Source organism: Leptolyngbya sp. PCC 6406, assembly GCF_000332095.2.
GTDB lineage: Bacteria > Cyanobacteriota > Cyanobacteriia > Phormidesmidales > Phormidesmidaceae > PCC-6406.
Genome location: NZ_KI913949.1, coordinates 4239048 through 4255770, shown reverse-complemented (window position 1 = coordinate 4255770; position 16723 = coordinate 4239048). Strand labels below are relative to the sequence as shown.

The following is a 16723-nucleotide window of genomic DNA, read 5'->3' as shown; positions in this document are numbered from 1 at the left end:
GAACTGACACGAAGATATCTTCATTGCCTCAATGATACCGTCTCCGCCTCAGCGAGCTGAGCATCCCTGGCCCTCTGGCTATATCTTTCAAAGCCCAGGAGCCCACCTGACCTATCGGGTCATTGGCCCCTGTTGCCGCCTATTTGATCGAGAGCAACTGCCCTGGCCCTGCTGCCGCCTCCAATGGCGAGGCAAGGAGCCCAGTTGGCGGCGTATTGGCAAACGTCTAGTGCCAGATATGGCCACCCGCCGCTACCCCTCTTACTGTGTAGAAATTGTGGGCCAAGGCTATCGCAGCGAATCCTTCATCATCACCCTCTACACCGTAGATCTGTCCCCAGACCTCCAGGCTTGGTGGCATCGCAAGCAGCCCAACCGCTAGACACCCCTTTTAATCAACACATTGGTGGCGATAGTCTCCAAAGGACAGAAGGGCTCCACAGAGGTCTGCCCCCTGAAAATTAGCACTGGTGAAAACCACATCCCGCATGTCCGCCAACGACATCAGTGCCCCGACAAAAATCGTATTTTCCATATAGGCTTCTCCAAAGACAGTGGAGTAGAGGGAAGCCCCGGTAAAGTCTGCCCGCGTCAAGTTAGCCCGATGGAGATTGGCCACGTTGAGGATTGCTCCTTGCAGGTTGGCATTCCCCAGATAGGCATAGCTGAGGTTGGTGCCACTCAGATCTGCCCCCGTCAAATTCGTCTGGTAGAAGTTCACATCTCTCAGGTTCGCCTTGGCCAAGTTGGCACCGGCCAGGTTGTATCGCCGCAGGTCCGCTCCAGAAAGATCGCAGCCCACACAGGCATTTGTCTCTCGCAGTTGGGTCACCGCATCGTTAGCGGTAGCAGGGCCATGAATCGCCAGGGCCAGCCCATTGCCTACCATTATCCCTACTAACCCGCGCATCAGGGTAGATCGTGCGCGATCGCCCATCGCCATAGCTGGACCTCACTTAGCGGCAAAACTGCTTCAATACTAACCCCTAGGCCACAAACAGTTCATAGAGGGACAGCAGCACCTCAATCACGATCAAAATAACCACATACCATTCCAGTCGCAGCCCCGTATTTTGATGCTGGATATTTAGGGCGGTTTCAGCGGTGCGGGACACCAGATCTAACTTACGTTCCAGGGCCAGATGACGTTCCCGAATTTCGTACTCATCCTCCAAGCGGGCATAGAGCCGATCTAGCTCGGGATATTCCCAGAGCAGTTCTGGCTTCTCTACAATTTCCACCCGGCCCACAATCTTGTGTTGAATGGTGAGGGAGTTACCAATTTGTCGCAGTAACTCTGCCGCTTGCCCCCGCCGGAAGTTACCGCTTTGCAAACTAGCGGCAAAGGGTTCCACTTGGTCAAAGACTTGGGCCGCCCCCGACTCATATTCCGCCAGCACCACACTCTTGGCGAGAACCTCCGCCACCAGTTGCAGACTGGGCAGTCTAAATTCCGCCAACAAAATCACGCCCTCCTCCACCTTGCCCTCATTTACAGGAGCCAGACGGATCACCGCATCTTCGGTCTCCGGAGTGGGAAAGGCATTTACCACTAATCCCTGAATATCCGACAGAAACTTAGCCTCCTCCACTGCTGCGATCCCAAACAGAATGGCCGCACCATAGTCAAACAAAACCGCACAGCCACTCTGACCATTGCTGATAACGAGGGGATCGATCGCCAAGGGATCGGCGCGACTAAAGGGCTTTAGGTCAATTTGCTGGCCCAAAAAGTAGGCCCGGACTTTGATACTGTCTTTGTTAGAAAACAGATTAAGCATACTGTGTGTTATCGCTGAAGGGGACGGCTTGGATCCCTGGGGGGCGTATCCAGGATTTGGGGAAGCGGGGAGCCGCCAGATCTATCCCTTTTAACCGGCTCAGGGGATGATTTTGCAGAGGGAATACTTCTGAGAGAAATTACAAGTTAACGTTAGTAGATCATTAGGCCGAAAGATTGGGCCGGAAGTAGACCATTAGGCCGGAGGCTTGCCAGGGGGGTTGAGCAATGAAGCGCATTCTATTTATTTTGGGTGTCCTGGAGGATGAGGATGTGGATTGGTTAGTATCTGCTGGACAGCGGCAGGCCCTAGCTACGAATGAGGTGTTGATCCGTGAAGGAGACATCCCTCAGGCTCTGCATCTAATTCTGTCAGGACAACTCATGGTTTCTGTGGATCGGGGCCAGCCTACCGTAATCGCCCATCTGGCGGGGGGGGAGGTGGTGGGGGAAATGTCCTTTGTGGACTATCTGCCCGCCTCTGCTACGGTCACAGCGGCAGAACCCTCGGTGGTGTTGACGGTACACCAATCAGCGCTAACGGCTAAACTGGGCCAGGATGTGGGGTTTGCCAGTCGGTTCTACCGTGCCTTGGCGATGCTACTGTCTACTCGCCTGCGGGGTACAGTGCGTCATTTGGAGGCAGAATATTGGCAGCCCATTACCCTCTATGACGAACGCTATGCCCCAGAGATGGCGGATAATATAGCCCTAGGGGGAATCCGGTTTGACTGGCTGATACGGCGTCTCCGAGATGCGGATAGGACGCCTTGGCAGGCTCCCAGCTAGCTATCCATACCAGGCTAAAAGCGTTCCAGCTCCCTCCCTGCCCCAAATCTGAGCAGTAGTCGCAACGTGAATTCGCAGTTTTTCGAATATTCCATGGCGATGGCGGCTGGGTAGTGTTAGAGTTACGTCTGATTAATTCTGTTGAGTCCTACAATCTGGGATATACGATTCATCGGTATCGTTTTTACAGTGGCCGTAATTTTTTGAAAGAATGTCTTCAGAATCTCAGCTCAGCAACATCCTGATTGTTGAGGACAGCAAGGGACGCCGGGAAATCATGCTGGATGGATCCGTATATTCCATCGGGCGAGATCCAAAGTGTGATATCCGGCTATCTTCCCAGTTTGTCTCTCGTCACCATGCCACCCTAGTGCAACTTCCTCGGGATGATCATTCTTTCTACTACCGGATTGTGGATGGCAATCTCAAGGGTAAGCCTAGTGCCAATGGCATGTTGATCAATGGCCGTAAGCTCCAGGCCCATGATCTTAAAAACGAGGATGAGATTGTTTTTGGTCCCCAAGCTCGGGCGATCTATTATCAGCTTCGCCGAGATGCTTCTTCTCCCCTGCCCCCGGATGAGTTCGACATCACGCTGATCAGCCCCAATATGGTGGATGAGCTGGATGACGAAGAGGATGAGGATCTGGAATAGGACTGAAAAGCTGTGGAAAGGGGCCTTTCCTTATGGGGAGCTTCTCTTTTTTGTCAGGCATAGGGTGTCAGAAATGATGCTTGACTGGGAATAGAGATTTCCGAGTACAGCTACAGCCCTGTTCTAGAAATGGCTTGGTTGACCAGCTCAAACAAGCGCTGGCAGTGGTTGTCCCGCTTGAGGGGCAGTTCCTCATTCTTGACCACTAGACTGACCCGCGCTGAGGGTTCCGATAGCGTGGGCGGGTTGATTAGCACTTCCACTGTGGCTAGACGGGCTAGGGCGATATCGCCGGGGCGCTCTTTGGCCACGAGGTAATCACCATTTTCGTAGATGAGGTCTAGGTCACAGGAGGCCAGGGTACTGGCCAACGCCTGACGCAAACTGGAGATGGGGCTAGCGGCTTTGATCAATGTGCTATAGCGTGCCATGACTACCCGGAGATTGAACGTCTTTGGGGGTGGGGATTAGGAAACTTACGGAGGTTAAATCCCAGCCGGAAGGCGGGGGTTTCCCGTGAATTTCCTGAATTAAGTGTCTATTGTGGCATTAACGCCCGCAGTCAGACTGCAAGGATTAATACCTTTATGCGCCCATAATATTGAGGCATAACACTGAGGACACCCGATGTCGGGTAATGGTAAACACAGGTCCTCTAGGGTTGTGGAGGCAGAATTGTCTGCACCCATACCTTTCATCTGTGCGATCGCATCTCAGGATAGTAGGGCCTACTGTAGGAAAAGTGCGATCGTCAACATGTTACTAGATATTAATGGAAAGGCAAGGTGGCCCCCCAGAATGGAGCTAGGGCACAGCCATATTCCAAGTGGGGACAAGTGGGGGCATGGACGGCAAACTGATTGTATTTGAAGGGGTTGAGGGCGCAGGCAAGAGTACCCAACTGGCCCAGATCCACACTTGGCTCTCGACGGAGCCCCAGTTCCAGACTCTCCAGCAGCGAGGGATCATCCCGGACATGATTGTCACTCGTGAGCCCGGTGGCACGGCTCTGGGAGCAACATTGCGATCGCTGTTGTTAGATGGGACGGCGACCCATACCGTGAACGAGCGGGCGGAGTTGCTGATGTATGCGGCGGATCGGGCTCAACATGTAGATGAGGTAATTCGTCCTGCCCTGGCGAAGGGCTGCTGGGTACTGTGCGATCGCTTTGTAGATTCCACGGTGGCCTACCAGGGCCATGGCCGGGGGTTAGACCTAGCCCTGATTAATTGCCTCAATGACATCGCTACAGGGGGGCTCACCAGCGACTTGACCCTGTGGCTAAGCCTAGCGGTCACCACGGGGCTCGCCCGCAGCCAGCGACGGGGAATTCTGGACCGGATGGAGGCCGCTGACCTATCCTTCCACCAGCGGGTGCAGCGGGGCTTTGAGGCACTGGCGTCCCGTCATCCCCAACGGATTGTGGCGGTGGCGGCGGACCAGGATGCGGAGCAGGTGACTCAGCAGATTCAGGCCATCATCAAGGAGCGACTGGGGACGTGGTACGGTCACCATTTCTAGGCATTGTGGGTCAGGGCACCGCGATTGCCCTTCTGGAGCGGGCAATCCTTCAGGATCGCATCGCTCCGGGCTACCTATTTGTGGGACCGGCGGGGGTGGGGCGACGGCTGGTGGCTTTGGCCTTTGCCACCGAGCTCTTGGGTGGTGGTAATCTCCCCGCCCTGCATCGGCGGATTCAGCAGCGCAACCATCCTGATTTCCTCTGGGTGGAGCCCACCTATCTCCACCAGGGTCGCCCCGTCACGGTGACGGAGGCGGAGACGCTGGGGGTGCGGCGCAAGAGTCCGCCCCAGGTGCGTCTGGAGCAAATTCGGGATGTGGCCCGGTTCCTCAGTCGCCCGCCCCTAGAGGCGACCCGAGCGGTGGTGGTGATTGAGGGGGCTGAAACCATGGCGGAGTCTGCCGCCAATGGGCTGCTTAAAACCCTGGAGGAGCCCGGAGCGGCTACTTTGATTTTGCTGGCTCCGGATCTGGCTTCCCTGTTGCCCACTCTGATCTCGCGCTGTCAGGCCATTCCCTTTCGACGACTGGGGGTGGCGGATTTGACCACAGTGCTGCAAAGGCAGGGTCATGAGGCTCTGTTGAACCAAGGGGAAATTCTGGCTCTAGCTCAGGGCAGTCCGGGACAGGCGATCGCAGCTTGGGAGCAACTGCAAGGTCTACCGGAAGATCTGCTAAGTGCGATCGCAGTTCTGCCCACCTCCCTGCGGCAGGCCCTAGAGTTGGCCCGCCACATTGCTAAGGCGCTAGATCTAGAGGCCCAACTCTGGCTGGTGGATTACCTCCAGTACCGCCACTGGCACCAGCAGCACAATCTTCAGGTGATTCAGGCCCTAGAGCAGGCCCGCCAACACCTGCGCCACTTTGTTCAACCCCGCTTGGTCTGGGAAGTAACATTGATGACCTTGGTGGATGACCTAGGTCGGGCTAGGTCTAGCGGTTGAGGGCAGTGATCTCATCGAGGATGGCTTGGGCACCCTCTGCCCGTAGTTGTTGGGCCAATTGGGTGCCCAGAGACTCTGCTTCTGAGACTAGCCCTTGGACCTGATTGGTGATCAGGGTTTGACCGTCTAGGCTAGCCACGATGCCCTTCAGGGTCAGGGTGTCACCGTCGATGGTGGTATTAACGCCGATGGGCACCTGACAGCCCCCTTCCAGTTCCCGTAAAAAGGCTCGCTCCGCCAAACAGCGGTAGGTGGTGGGCAGGTGCTCCAGGGTTTTCAACAGGGCTAAAATCTCGCCATCCCCTTCCCGGCATTCAATACCCAGCGCCCCTTGTCCCACGGCATGGAGGGAGACCTCGGGGGGCAGAATTTGGTGAACCCGATCCCCCATACCCAACCGTTCGAGGCCCGCCACCGCCAGAATAATGGCGTCGTATTCACCATCATCCAGTTTCCGCAGGCGAGTGTTGAGGTTGCCGCGAATATCCTTAAAGGTGAAGTGGGGATAATGGTGGCGCAGTTGGGCCAATCGCCGCAGGGAGGAGGTGCCGATGACGGCTCCCTGGGGCAGGGTGTGGATTTGTTTATCTTGGTGTTGGGCATGGACCACTAGGGCATCCGCTGGATCTTCCCGTTCGGTAACACAGCCCAGGATCAGCCCTTCGGGGAGACGGGTGGGCAAATCCTTCAGGGAATGGACGGCAAAGTCAATGTCCCCCTGTACCATGCCGTCCTCTAGCTCCTGGGTAAACAGCCCCTTGTCGCCAATTTTAGACAGGGACACATCCAGCACTTTGTCGCCCTGGGTGTCCATGGTCTGCACTTCGAAGGTGAGGTCGGGAAACTGTTTCTGCAATTCATCCCGAACCCAGTGGGTCTGTACCAGGGCGAGCTGGCTCTTGCGGGAACCGATGCGAATAGTGCGGGTTGGAGCTGCCGTGGAGGTAGGGGCCATGGAGGGTGAAAACGTGAAATCGCTTAGGGGTGGACGTTGAAAAGGTGCAGGAAACCTGCAAGATCTTAAGGTTACCGCAATTGGTTCTCCTCACCGGACCCAAGCTGCTGGGAAGGCAGTCGGACTGGAACGGAAGAGAGGCATTGGGGTCAACGGGCCTGGTACCTAGAGCAGCATTGATATGGCATGGAATGGGGCTTGGATTGAGGCGTGGACCGGTGTTTTTGCCGCTGGAGGTCACCGTAGTTACGACCGCACTGCTAGGGCCAGGGGGCGGGGTAGGGGGCCATGGTCTGGGTGGATTGGTCTACGCCCATCGCGTTTGGGCACGCTGGCCCTGGCGCTGACGGGGCTAGTCTTGATGCCGGGATTGGCTTGGGCGCAGTCCCTGTCCTCGGAGGAGCAGGAGATTTTTCTGGCGGATCCAGAGTTTGCTGAGCCTCGTGATCCCCTGTTGCCGACCTTCGTGGTTCCCCGTCCCCTGAGTCCCCTAGAGCGGCGGGATCTGGGTATCGCGTTGGATCGCTTGGCGGTGGAGGCAGGACAGCTCTACGACGCGGGCGAGATGGATGAAGCCTTTGAGCTATGGATGCGGGAGGTGCGGCTGCGGCGCATTTTGGGGCTGGAGCCGGAGCTGGTAGCAATTCGGCGGGTGGGGCTGCGGGCTTGGGAGGCATCCCGTACTCCAGAGGCCCAACTCTTGACCCTGCGACTGGATGAAATTCAGGCGGAGGTACTGGAGCAGCCCACGCCACCGCTAAATTTAGTGGTGGCCCTGGCGGCGAGCTACGAAACGCTGCGGGCGGTGGATGCCGCGATCGCAGTGTATGAAACCTTACGGGTCCGGGCGGCCCAGACCGGAGATCTGCTGCTCCAGCTTCGGCTTTTGGATCGGATCGGGCGGTTACAGGCGGATTGGTTTCGCTTTGGGGCGGCGGCGGAAACCTATCGCCGCATCCTGGTGCTGACGGAGAGCCAACGACTGGCCCCAGCCCAGCGGATTGATTATCTGAAACGGGCCATTGAAAATTTTGAACAAGCGGAGCAGCGGGAAACCGCGATCGCGTTCCAACGACAACTCCTGCGCCAGTACGAAGAGATGGGGCAGCAAACGGAGATCGCACCGCTGCAACTGGCCATTGCCCGCAACTATCGTGCCATTGGCCGTGCCGATCTAGCACTGGACTTTTACCAATCGGCCTATCGTCTGGCCCTGGAACTGGAGCAAAGTCTCTATGCTCGGGATGTAGTGGCGGATCTGGCCACCATTTACCGCGACCTGGACCGTCCCGAGGATGTGCTCTATCTCTATGATCAGCAGTTGGCGGTGGAGAGACTGTCCTACAGCGGCTACGGCATCATGACTGTTTTTGATCAACTGGGTCAGTTCTATGAATCCCAGGGGGAACCGGAATCTGCGATCGCGGCCTATCGAGAAGGGCTGATCATGGCCCATCACTTGGGCCACCGCCGCACCTACTTTGAAACCCAAATCCGCCGCATCCAGATTGCCCAGGGCATAATCACCATTTACTCAATTGAGGATCACATGAGCGATCCCGCCACGGGGCCATTGTCGGCCCCCTTTACCTGGCAGGGAAATAGTCGGCCTTAGGCATCCAGATGGTCAAAGGCATAGCGGGCAATCGCCAGCCCCAAACGGGCCTTTTCCAGGTCCGACAGGTCAGCCCAATCCGCCGTCCCCGTAGACTGAATCGTCGCCTCTACCACATCCCCATGGCCATCGCGCATTGCTAGGGCTAGGGGACGAGCAATTACCCGTAGATCATCCACATCCCACTGGGTCAATACATCCTCTACCGCCATCACCAGTTGGTCCAACAAAGATCCACTTTGGTTCGCTGCCGCCTTTACCTGGGTCGCCAACTGGGCCAGAATACCTGCGGGCATTCGGTTGCCAAACTGTCCTGCCAGCAACGTTGCCAGGGAATCTGCTCCGGTATTCCAGAGCTGGCTGGCTTGTTGGGACAAGGTCCGCCAGTGGCGCTGGAGATCCGTAGAGGATAGATCCTCTCCATCTACGGTGGCCTCTAGGGCATCAAAGTAGGCTCTATTCTGGGGGGCGTGGGGCTGCCAAGGATAAAGTCCCTCGGCCTCTAGGACAGCGTGGAGGAGTTCTAACTGGGTACGATGCTGGGATGGTCGGGAAGACACAGGTTGGGAGGCGTTAGACATAGCGGTTAACCGGTGGTGAGGATGCACTGATGGATCACGGAGGGTATGGGGAGAGACCCAAAGGATCATTCGGTGTTGATGGTGGCTACACCCTTGAGAGTCGGCATTCCGTAGGGGAGCCCCAGATTTCTATCCAGATCCGAATTCATCCCCCCACTGTAAAACAGAAATCCCGATTGCAGCCCTGTAGAGGTGCACGGTTGTCGCAGAATTCCGACCGCTATCCCTGCCTGAGGTGCCATGCACGGGGGTGGAGAAAGGTGTAGAGACCCGCGAGGGAAAGGGTGGCTCCGAGGCCGGAGTGGCCACGACCGCTCCAGGGTAGATAGGGGCTAACGCGATCGCAACAGTTCCAGTAGGCGCTGCCGCTCTGGAGCTGGCGCAGGAGGCCAATGGCGCGATCTCGATCGCGGCTATAGACTGCCGCCGTCAGCCCATAGGGGGTATCCCCCATGAGGGCTAAGGCAGTGGCATCATTGGGTACCCGTTGAATCCCTAGAACGGGACCAAAGGTTTCCGCTTGCATCACCATCATTTTGTGGGTGACCTCCGTCAGCACCGTGGGGGCAAAGTACCAGCCTGGTCGGTCTAGGCGCTGGCCACCGCAGCAAAGCTGTGCGCCCAGGGCGAGGGCATCAGCCACCTGATCCGTCAACACCTGAAGCTGGGGCTGGCGACTGACGGGGCCGAGATAGGTGTTGGGGTCGGTGGGGTCACCCAGTGGGAATCCCTGCACCATGGCGACAAACCGATCCACAAACTCGTCGTATACCTCTCCATGAACATAGATGCGCTCTACGGCACAGCAACTCTGCCCGTTGTTATAAAAGGCTCCATCGGCAAGGCTGGTCGCCGCCAAGGCCACATCGGCATCGGCGCAGACATAGGCGGGGTCTTTGCCCCCCAATTCGAGTTGGACTCGGATGAGTTTGGGAGCCGCCGCGATCGCGATTTTTTGACCAGTGGCATAGGATCCGGTGAAAAACACACCGTCAATGGGCTGCTCTAGTAGTGCTGCCCCCGTTGACCCCGCACCAATGACGGGGATAAAGACATCCTGAGGGACACCCGCCTCGTGGAGCAGATCTGCGATCGCTAACCCCGTTAGGGAAGCCACCTCTGAGGGTTTGTACAGCACAGCATTGCCCATCAGCAATGCTGGTACAAAAACATTCGTGCCCACAAAGTAGGGATAATTCCAGGCGGAGATATTCGCCACCACTCCCAGGGGATCGTAGGCGATGACCTCCTCTAGGGTGGCGCAACCGGGCAAGGCTGGGGCGGGCTCGGCATAAACCCGCTCGGGGGCCAGCACCTTCAGAGCGTTATCTATAAAGAAATCCAGACGCCGGGGGGTGGCTAGGATTTCATTTTTGGCCTGGGTGATGGGCTTCCCGGTTTCCGAGGTCAGCAGGGCCGCTAGGGAGTCCGATCGCTGGATCAACAATTCTCGAAAATGTGCGATCGCGGCGATTCGCGCTGCTGGATCCTGGGCCGCCCATCCCGGTTGGGCGTGGCGCGCCTGGGCTACCTTCCGGGCAACCGTAGCATCATCATCAACGGGAATTTCCTGAAGGATCTGGGCAGTGGCAGGGTTAATGACGGCAATGACATCAGCCATGGCAAGGCAGGTTAAATTCTAGCTAGAGCATTATAGGGGTTTAGGGAATGGTGAGGCGGGGGCCGATGAACCAGTTTTCGGTGGGGCTGCCGGGGGTGTCATCCACAACGAGTTGACTTTCAGCCCCGTCTACGTGAATGCGTACCAGGTATTCGCCCGGTTGAATATGGTGAATGGGGACAGTGATGGTTTGGGTGGGTTCGGTGCGGGGGTCGGCCTTGTCAAAGAGATAGGACTGGGGTGTGGTGACGGACCATTCATTCAAAAACAGCACCACCCGTTGTTCGGGATATACAGGAAGGTTGATTTGGAGGGAAACCTGGCCGGCGCGGGGTTCATCTTCGTCAGTGGCGTTGAGTTCCACCGCGATCGCATCTAGGGTCGGTCGCAGCACAAAGGGGGCAGCATTGGACTCTACCCCTAGGCCATAGCCTGGGGCACCAGGGGGCAACGACCCGGCAGTAGGGGGATGGAGCACTTGGAGGCTCTGGACGCCTGCTCGCAGGGCGCTGGCGGGCAGGCTGGTGAGGGATAGGGTAATTTCTGTATCGGTGACGGTGGAGGGGATGATTTCTCGATCGCCGATGCGGACTAGGGTTTGATGGCCCCTTTGGGCCGGCCCCTGACCATCGCGGCCCTTGAGGAACTGGCCTTGGATTTTGATATCGCTGGTGGTGTGGATGGGAGCTAGCCGCCCCTCCGCCGCAATCACCCGCTCCACAGTGGGCTGCTTGAAGTAGGGTGTCGTTCCCCCGGTTTGGCGCTCTCGAATTGGCAAAGCCCTCTGGAAGGGCACTTCCCCCTCTAGCATCAGCACCATCACCTTGTAGGCAATGGACAGGACGTAGGGAGTTTGGAAAAAGACGGTCCAGGTTTTGGATAAGTCTTCTAGGCTCAGATCCATGGGGATGACATTGAGCTGCTGCACCTGATCCCCTAGGTTTGAGTCCCGCAGAAAGCTCAAGGTGCTGTCGTCGCAGGTGTCTTGAATCAGGGTGGCGGGAATGCTGCGGAGGTCGGTGAGGGTGCTGACAACGCTGCCCAATAGGCGCTGGGGGGCCAACTCGCTTTCATTACCGTAGAAACTCAGCATATAGAAGAGATCGAGGGCGGCTTGTCGCTTGCCGGGATTGCCCTTGGCCCGGATGGGGGCCGCATCCATGTTAGTCAGGGCGGGGTTGGTAATAATTTGGTATAGAAAGACATTTACCCCCGTCTCTGGGGTGCCGTTGCCGATGTCACTGGGGCGTACGGTGGTGACTCGGGCACCCTCGACATCTCCCTGGACCGCCGTCTGGAGGGTGCGTTGCAGGGTAGCGGTGACGGTGGCAATCGCCAGATGGTTACTCATGCAGTCGGTTTGAATTAATTTGAATTAACTTGAATTAATGGATTAGGGTTGTGGTCGGTTGCACCTTCTAGATCGCATAGAAGATCGCATAGATCGCAAGCTTTAGGGACCAGCTTAAGCTGCCACTAGCCCCAGCTTCAGGGCTTTGACAATGGCCTGGGTGCGACTGCTGACCTCTAGCTTTTCAAAGATGGCGGTGAGGTGGGCCTTGACCGTGGCCACGGTGATGTGGAGGCGTTGCGCGATCGCATTATTAGACGCCCCCTGCACCAACCAGTGCAGCACCTCCTGCTCCCGCTCCGTTAGGGGGATGGTCGCCGTTGTCAGCGCCCCACCGTTATAGAACTGAAACAGACGAAAAAAGCCTGTGGCCACCTCCGGTGATAGGTATATCTGATCCTTCAGCACTGTTGTAATGGCGGGCCAGAGCCGCTCCGCCAAGTGGGTTTTGAACAGATAACCACTGGCCCCTGCCTGCATCGCCCGGAAGACCCATTCGTCCTCCCGGTGGGCACTCAATACCAGCACCCGCTCATTTCCCTTAGGGCGGGTTTGCAAAAACGTCAAGCCACTGCTCTGGCCCAGCTCCATATCTAGCAAGACCAGGGTAGGGGACTGCTCTATGGTTAGTTTCACCGCCTGCTCTACAGAGGTTGCCTGTCCCACGACCTGATAGCGGCTAGGACCGTTACCGCTGTAGAAGTCTAGCAGGGCTTGCAGACCATGGCGAAAGCTGGGGTTGTCATCCACCAGCAGCACGGAAATGGTTTGGGAAGGGGTGCTAGAGATGGGCACAGGGTGAAGGGTCACGGTAGTCTTCCTGTACGAGATGGCAATCTGATAGTAGATGCAACTGAGGGGTAATCCCCTAAAAGCCCCAATTGGATTCAAGATTGGGGCAGAAGAACACTGATTTGAGTGCCACCGATGGGCAGGGCTTCGGCCCAGATATGTCCCCGGTGGGCCAAGACAAAACGACGGGCAATGGCCAAGCCCAAGCCATTGCCCCCCTCTCGTCGAGAATAGGCGGGCTGAAAGATATGCTGGGGCTCTCCCTCGCCCAGCCCCGGCCCTTGATCTTGCACCTGGATCAGCACACCCTCGGCCACGGTCTGCCAACGACAGGCAATCGTGCCCTGGGGGGGGCTGAACTGCACTGCATTGTTGAGGATATTCAGGAAGACCTGCTCCAATTGCCAGCGATCGCACCACAGGGTCAACGCTTCTTCGGGGATTTGTACCTGGACTCCCTGGGTCTCTACCCAGGGATTTAGGCTCTGCACCACCGTCAGTACTATTGGACGCAGATCGTGCCAGTCTCGCTGGTCGGGGGCGGACCTTGTGCAAAATCGGGTCAGGGCGTCTTGAATCTGGTGAATGGCTTGTCCGAGGGTCTGCACCACATTGGCGGAGCACGTTTCTGGGGCTTGGTCCAGCAGGGTGATGTATAGCTCCAGCAGGGATAGGGGGGTTTGAATCTGGTGGGCTAGGGCGCGGCAGGTAACGGTCGGGTCCAGCTCTTTTCTGGGACATTCTTCTTCCTGCATCAGGGCAAGCTGTTGTCGCAGACAGTGCTGGGCTAAAGGAGCCAAGGGGGTGGTGCCCAGCACCACCAGCCCCAGGCCGCCGCCCTGGGGCCGCACCCACCCGCCGCCATAGAGATAGGCCGCCGCCCGCCAGGGCAAGGCGACCAAAGGGGGTAGCGGTCTGGCCGGCTCTGTCCCATTCTTCTCCTGCTGGGCCAGAGGTTCTGGCGGGGCCAGGATTGTGGCCGCCTGGGCTGTCAAAAGGTCGGTAATGCTTAGGGTGACCTCATCTGTCAGGTCAGCATTGAGGGTCAGGTCAAACTGTGGCAGGGCCGATGGCAGAGGCGATGACCCCAGGTCGGTCGCAGACTCTTGCGGCCACCACACCACCATGGGCGCGTTCTCCTGGCTTTGCCAAAAGGCTCCGAGGCTATAGTTGGGCAAGACTGTCCCTAGCTCGGCGATGGCATCCTCTAGTTGTTTTTGCTCTAGCGGGTCCGGTTGTTGCTGCGCTGCAATTCTGGGGGCTGCTACCACCTTGTCAGCTAGGTTGTCAGCCCCATGGTCCATGGGGCTGTTGTGGGGATCTGGGTCCATAACTGGAGTTGCCCAGTCTCTGCCTGATAGTGCTTCCCTCTGGTCAGGGGTCATGGTTTGGCCTTGGGGGAGTGCAACGCCAAGGTGGGGCAAGGTTCCATGAACGGTTTCTGGACTGGCGACTGAAACGGTGATCCGTCTGGAAGAGGGCATGTAATGTCACTCTACTGGCAGCCAATGGGCGCGGGCGGACAAGGGAAGCACGGCTCTATTTTGGCCCCATTTCCTAAGGACATGCCCCTAAAGTGGCGAATCTCTCAATCTTCCTTAACTGTTGAAACCGTAGTAACACGGAAGCAGCGATCGCAGAGAACGGACTCTGCCGCAAGGGGAGATTGCAAGGCATAGAGGCTGATGCCCTGGCGGATAAAGCCCTCTTCTTCTAATGGAGATAGGGATGCTGCTAGAAGGAGGGCGTGATCGCTTTGGAGGCTGTGCTGTGCCTCCCGCAGTAGCTTGAGATTATCGCCAAAGCTTTGGCCGGGAACTGCGATCGCGATGGGAACCCGCTGCGATAGGCCCCGAAAGTAGGGCGGAGCATCCTGAAAATAGTGATCACGGTATTGCAGGGTGTAGGTGCCATCGCCATAGGCACGGGCGCGAAACCACCGCTGAAAGGGGAGTTCCCTCTGACCCTGGGGTGAGAGGGGATACCACCAAGACCGATGCCAACCGTCCCAGGGCAATTGCAGAATCCGCTGAATTTCCACTTCCTGAAAGCCGCCATGGCTGAGGAGGGCGATGGTCTCCGCTAGACTCAGTCGAAACCCTAGGGTTTGCAGCTTGCCTTGGCAGCGGGTTAGGGCTTGGTAATCGCGCGCTGTCATGCGCTGGCTATCGGGGGGCGACTCCGCTAATCCACACCAGATTTGCTCGTAATCCAGGACACCGTCGATCAGGGTTGGCGTGCCCTCCAGAGGCACGCCCAGGGTAATCCGCACTGTCCCCAGTTGCTGGGGACGCACGATGGCCGGGGTACAGTCTGTCAATAGCGATCGCACCATCCCGTCATCTGCGATCGCGAGTGCCAACTGCACCTGGTTGCGATCCACCGCCATTAAGGGGGGAGCATGATGCCGCAAGTCAGTGTGAACCATGGAGCCCCTTTGCTAGGCTAGGGTGTGCAGAACCATCCACCTTGGATTCCTGTGCCTTCAACTTACCGAAGGTATGGTGCCATAGACAGAAATTGTTGCGCTTTTTAAGTCTTGAAGAAGATCTTTAAGTCTTGAAGAAGATCTTTAGGTCTTGAAAGAACTCTTACAAATTTCCTGTGTTCCGTTACCCCTGTCCTCAACCCCTTGCTCCCAATCCCTATGGTTACCCCTGCGATCTCACCTTCCCTGGTTTCTCGGACGATGAATGGTTTGGTGAATGGGGTCTTAGCCATTAAACCCCTGGCAGATCTGGCCAAGAGTCGCGCCCGCACGATGATGATGGACCGGGCCGAATCCATTGGGGTCTACTGGCGCGATGAAGTGAAGCAGTTGCGATCGCGCCAGACCGATGCCGAATTTGACCCCGCTTGGGCCGACACCTTGGCGGCGGTGCAAAATCCAGAACTGGCTTACCCCAACTACTACGTCACCAGCTTCCATGCTTACCCTGAGGGGAACCTAGGCTGGCTCCCCGCCCTGGAGGTAGAAGTTGCCGCCAAAGCCGTCCATGCCCGCATCTGGCCGGAGGCGGGAGCAGCGGGGGATAGTCGCCTCCGCCAGAGTTACCATGATGTTCTCCAGACCCACCTGCGGGATGCTCCCCAGCCCGTCAGAGCTATTGCAGATCTGGGCTGCGGCGTGGGCATGAGCACAGAAACCCTCCAGGCCACTTTTCCTGCCGCTCACCTTACGGGGATTGATCTGTCCCCCTATTTCCTGGCCGTGGCCCAATACCGCGCCCAAGAGCAGGCCCAAAACCACGCTCAAAACCACGTCTCAAACCCCCTTGAATTCAACCCCCCAACCGCAAAACTTGCCCCCCTTGACTCCTCCCCCATCACCTGGCACCATGCCGCTGCCGAAGCCACAGGATTGCCAGCGGGCAGTTTTGACCTAGTCTCCGCCTGCCTGATGTTCCACGAATTGCCCAAGACTGCCGCGATCTCAATCATTCGCGAAGCCCGTCGCCTGCTGCGCCCTGGTGGCCACTTCGCCATCATGGACATGGATCCCCAGTCCGACACCTTCGCCAAGATGCCCCCCTTTGTCCTGACGCTGCTGAAAAGTACTGAGCCCTATTTAGATGAGTATTTTTCGGTGGACTTTGCTGCCGCTCTGGTGGCGGCGGGCTTCTCGACACCCCAGGTGATCCGCAATAGTCCTCGCCATCGCACGATTTTGGCTCAGGCCGGGGAAAATGACGTTTCTCTCTAGTACTGGACGGCGGAAATACCCTGACCGTTCTATCGTGGCCCACTCGGCCCCTCACCCTAGCCCTCTCCCACGGGGAGAGGGGACCGGAAAATGTTGGGCTGGTGCGACAATAGTGGGCTGATTTACGCCCTGCGAGACTAGTGGTCTGTCAACTCCGCCTTTGTGAGTGCCTTACGGTGCATTGCTTCGCGTGGGCGAAGCAATGCACCGTAAGGATGTCATGCCAAGAACCTTAACGGGTGACAAGGGCACTCAACGTCATACGGTACAGGGTTTTGAGATAATGGAGGGGACAAAAAAAAGGGAGCCTCAGTACAGCTCCCCCAACCAAATATGTTCCCTACATTCTACCAAACTACCCTTCTCACCCATCTCAGTGAAAAGCAGTACTTGACCTTCCAGTTACTGTTGTTAT

Annotated in this window: 17 protein-coding genes; 7 read left to right on the top strand and 10 right to left on the bottom strand. The window is 57.4% G+C overall.

The window, feature by feature from the left end:
- Positions 1 to 31: 31 nt before the first annotated feature.
- On the top strand, positions 32 to 382 hold the full coding sequence (locus tag LEP6406_RS0218815; RefSeq protein WP_008315020.1) for a hypothetical protein: 351 nt from the start codon (positions 32 to 34) through the stop codon (positions 380 to 382).
- 9 nt (positions 383 to 391) lie between these two features.
- Here the strand turns inward: LEP6406_RS0218815 and LEP6406_RS28835 are convergent, their stop codons facing one another.
- Together LEP6406_RS28835 and LEP6406_RS0218805 are read right to left on the bottom strand one after the other, a co-directional pair.
- On the bottom strand, positions 392 to 937 hold the full coding sequence (locus LEP6406_RS28835; RefSeq protein ID WP_162160901.1) for a pentapeptide repeat-containing protein: 546 nt from the start codon (positions 935 to 937) through the stop codon (positions 392 to 394).
- Positions 938 to 986: 49 nt separating this feature from the next.
- A complete protein-coding gene (locus LEP6406_RS0218805) occupies positions 987 to 1781 on the bottom strand; it encodes an RMD1 family protein (protein ID WP_008315024.1) in 795 nt (264 codons plus the stop codon).
- 227 nt (positions 1782 to 2008) lie between these two features.
- Between LEP6406_RS0218805 and LEP6406_RS0218800 the strand changes: the two genes are divergently transcribed.
- Both LEP6406_RS0218800 and LEP6406_RS0218795 read left to right on the top strand, forming a co-directional pair.
- On the top strand, positions 2009 to 2569 hold the full coding sequence (locus LEP6406_RS0218800; RefSeq protein WP_008315027.1) for a cyclic nucleotide-binding domain-containing protein: 561 nt from the start codon (positions 2009 to 2011) through the stop codon (positions 2567 to 2569).
- A gap of 211 nt (positions 2570 to 2780) precedes the next feature.
- The gene (locus LEP6406_RS0218795) at positions 2781 to 3224 is read left to right on the top strand and encodes an FHA domain-containing protein (protein ID WP_008315030.1); all 444 of its coding nucleotides are present in this window, start codon (positions 2781 to 2783) and stop codon (positions 3222 to 3224) included.
- A 110-nt stretch (positions 3225 to 3334) separates the two neighbouring features.
- Here the strand turns inward: LEP6406_RS0218795 and LEP6406_RS0218790 are convergent, their stop codons facing one another.
- A complete protein-coding gene (locus LEP6406_RS0218790; protein WP_008315031.1) occupies positions 3335 to 3655 on the bottom strand; it encodes a hypothetical protein in 321 nt (106 codons plus the stop codon).
- A 413-nt stretch (positions 3656 to 4068) separates the two neighbouring features.
- On the opposite strand from LEP6406_RS0218790, the gene tmk reads away from it, so the two are divergent.
- Positions 4069 to 4746 carry a dTMP kinase gene (gene tmk, locus LEP6406_RS0218785; protein ID WP_008315034.1) on the top strand — a complete coding sequence of 226 codons (678 nt, stop codon included), beginning with the start codon at positions 4069 to 4071 and terminating at the stop codon, positions 4744 to 4746.
- Positions 4725 to 5690 (top strand): DNA polymerase III subunit delta', encoded by a 966-nt coding sequence (locus LEP6406_RS0218780; protein WP_008315037.1) that lies wholly within the window; start codon positions 4725 to 4727, stop codon positions 5688 to 5690. Before tmk ends, LEP6406_RS0218780 begins: the two co-directional genes overlap by 22 nt.
- Here LEP6406_RS0218780 and hemC read toward each other — a convergent pair.
- Positions 5680 to 6645, bottom strand: a complete 966-nt coding sequence (gene hemC / locus LEP6406_RS0218775; protein WP_008315039.1) for a hydroxymethylbilane synthase — start codon at positions 6643 to 6645, stop codon at positions 5680 to 5682. The genes LEP6406_RS0218780 and hemC overlap by 11 nt on opposite strands.
- A gap of 181 nt (positions 6646 to 6826) precedes the next feature.
- On the opposite strand from hemC, the gene LEP6406_RS0218770 reads away from it, so the two are divergent.
- Positions 6827 to 8260, top strand: a complete 1434-nt coding sequence (locus tag LEP6406_RS0218770; protein WP_008315043.1) for a tetratricopeptide repeat protein — start codon at positions 6827 to 6829, stop codon at positions 8258 to 8260.
- On the opposite strand, the gene LEP6406_RS0218765 is transcribed toward LEP6406_RS0218770, so the two are convergent.
- The 6 genes from LEP6406_RS0218765 to LEP6406_RS0218740 all read right to left on the bottom strand — a co-directional run bounded on the left by LEP6406_RS0218765 (position 8257) and on the right by LEP6406_RS0218740 (position 15033).
- Complete coding sequence (locus tag LEP6406_RS0218765; RefSeq protein ID WP_027269259.1) at positions 8257 to 8841, bottom strand: hypothetical protein; 585 nt, start codon at positions 8839 to 8841, stop codon at positions 8257 to 8259. The genes LEP6406_RS0218770 and LEP6406_RS0218765 overlap by 4 nt on opposite strands.
- Before the next feature lie 220 nt (positions 8842 to 9061).
- Positions 9062 to 10462 carry an aldehyde dehydrogenase family protein gene (locus tag LEP6406_RS0218760; RefSeq protein WP_008315050.1) on the bottom strand — a complete coding sequence of 467 codons (1401 nt, stop codon included), beginning with the start codon at positions 10460 to 10462 and terminating at the stop codon, positions 9062 to 9064.
- A gap of 40 nt (positions 10463 to 10502) precedes the next feature.
- The gene (locus LEP6406_RS0218755; protein WP_008315051.1) at positions 10503 to 11813 is read right to left on the bottom strand and encodes a Pvc16 family protein; all 1311 of its coding nucleotides are present in this window, start codon (positions 11811 to 11813) and stop codon (positions 10503 to 10505) included.
- Positions 11814 to 11927: 114 nt separating this feature from the next.
- Complete coding sequence (locus tag LEP6406_RS0218750; protein ID WP_008315054.1) at positions 11928 to 12623, bottom strand: response regulator transcription factor; 696 nt, start codon at positions 12621 to 12623, stop codon at positions 11928 to 11930.
- Between the two features lie 77 nt (positions 12624 to 12700).
- Positions 12701 to 14089, bottom strand: a complete 1389-nt coding sequence (locus LEP6406_RS30500) for a sensor histidine kinase (RefSeq protein ID WP_081748110.1) — start codon at positions 14087 to 14089, stop codon at positions 12701 to 12703.
- 104 nt (positions 14090 to 14193) lie between these two features.
- Positions 14194 to 15033, bottom strand: coding sequence for a hypothetical protein (locus LEP6406_RS0218740; RefSeq protein WP_008315059.1), 840 nt, complete (start codon positions 15031 to 15033; stop codon positions 14194 to 14196).
- A gap of 219 nt (positions 15034 to 15252) precedes the next feature.
- On the opposite strand from LEP6406_RS0218740, the gene LEP6406_RS0218735 reads away from it, so the two are divergent.
- Complete coding sequence (locus tag LEP6406_RS0218735) at positions 15253 to 16308, top strand: class I SAM-dependent methyltransferase (RefSeq protein ID WP_008315062.1); 1056 nt, start codon at positions 15253 to 15255, stop codon at positions 16306 to 16308.
- Positions 16309 to 16723: the final 415 nt, after the last annotated feature.

Excerpts from the sequence above, each read along its gene's own strand:
- LEP6406_RS30500 (WP_081748110.1), bottom strand. The coding sequence starts at position 14,089 with ATGCCCTCTTCCAGACGGATCACCGTTTCAGTCGCCAGTCCAGAAACC.
- LEP6406_RS0218740 (WP_008315059.1), bottom strand. The coding sequence starts at position 15,033 with ATGGTTCACACTGACTTGCGGCATCATGCTCCCCCCTTAATGGCGGTG.
- LEP6406_RS0218770 (WP_008315043.1), top strand. The coding sequence starts at position 6,827 with ATGGCATGGAATGGGGCTTGGATTGAGGCGTGGACCGGTGTTTTTGCC.
- LEP6406_RS28835 (WP_162160901.1), bottom strand. The coding sequence starts at position 937 with ATGGGCGATCGCGCACGATCTACCCTGATGCGCGGGTTAGTAGGGATA.
- LEP6406_RS0218805 (WP_008315024.1), bottom strand. The coding sequence starts at position 1,781 with ATGCTTAATCTGTTTTCTAACAAAGACAGTATCAAAGTCCGGGCCTAC.
- LEP6406_RS0218755 (WP_008315051.1), bottom strand. The coding sequence starts at position 11,813 with ATGAGTAACCATCTGGCGATTGCCACCGTCACCGCTACCCTGCAACGC.
- LEP6406_RS0218790 (WP_008315031.1), bottom strand. The coding sequence starts at position 3,655 with ATGGCACGCTATAGCACATTGATCAAAGCCGCTAGCCCCATCTCCAGT.
- LEP6406_RS0218760 (WP_008315050.1), bottom strand. The coding sequence starts at position 10,462 with ATGGCTGATGTCATTGCCGTCATTAACCCTGCCACTGCCCAGATCCTT.
- LEP6406_RS0218800 (WP_008315027.1), top strand. The coding sequence starts at position 2,009 with ATGAAGCGCATTCTATTTATTTTGGGTGTCCTGGAGGATGAGGATGTG.
- LEP6406_RS0218815 (WP_008315020.1), top strand. The coding sequence starts at position 32 with ATGATACCGTCTCCGCCTCAGCGAGCTGAGCATCCCTGGCCCTCTGGC.
- LEP6406_RS0218765 (WP_027269259.1), bottom strand. The coding sequence starts at position 8,841 with ATGTCTAACGCCTCCCAACCTGTGTCTTCCCGACCATCCCAGCATCGT.
- LEP6406_RS0218735 (WP_008315062.1), top strand. The coding sequence starts at position 15,253 with ATGGTTACCCCTGCGATCTCACCTTCCCTGGTTTCTCGGACGATGAAT.
- tmk (WP_008315034.1), top strand. The coding sequence starts at position 4,069 with ATGGACGGCAAACTGATTGTATTTGAAGGGGTTGAGGGCGCAGGCAAG.
- LEP6406_RS0218795 (WP_008315030.1), top strand. The coding sequence starts at position 2,781 with ATGTCTTCAGAATCTCAGCTCAGCAACATCCTGATTGTTGAGGACAGC.
- hemC (WP_008315039.1), bottom strand. The coding sequence starts at position 6,645 with ATGGCCCCTACCTCCACGGCAGCTCCAACCCGCACTATTCGCATCGGT.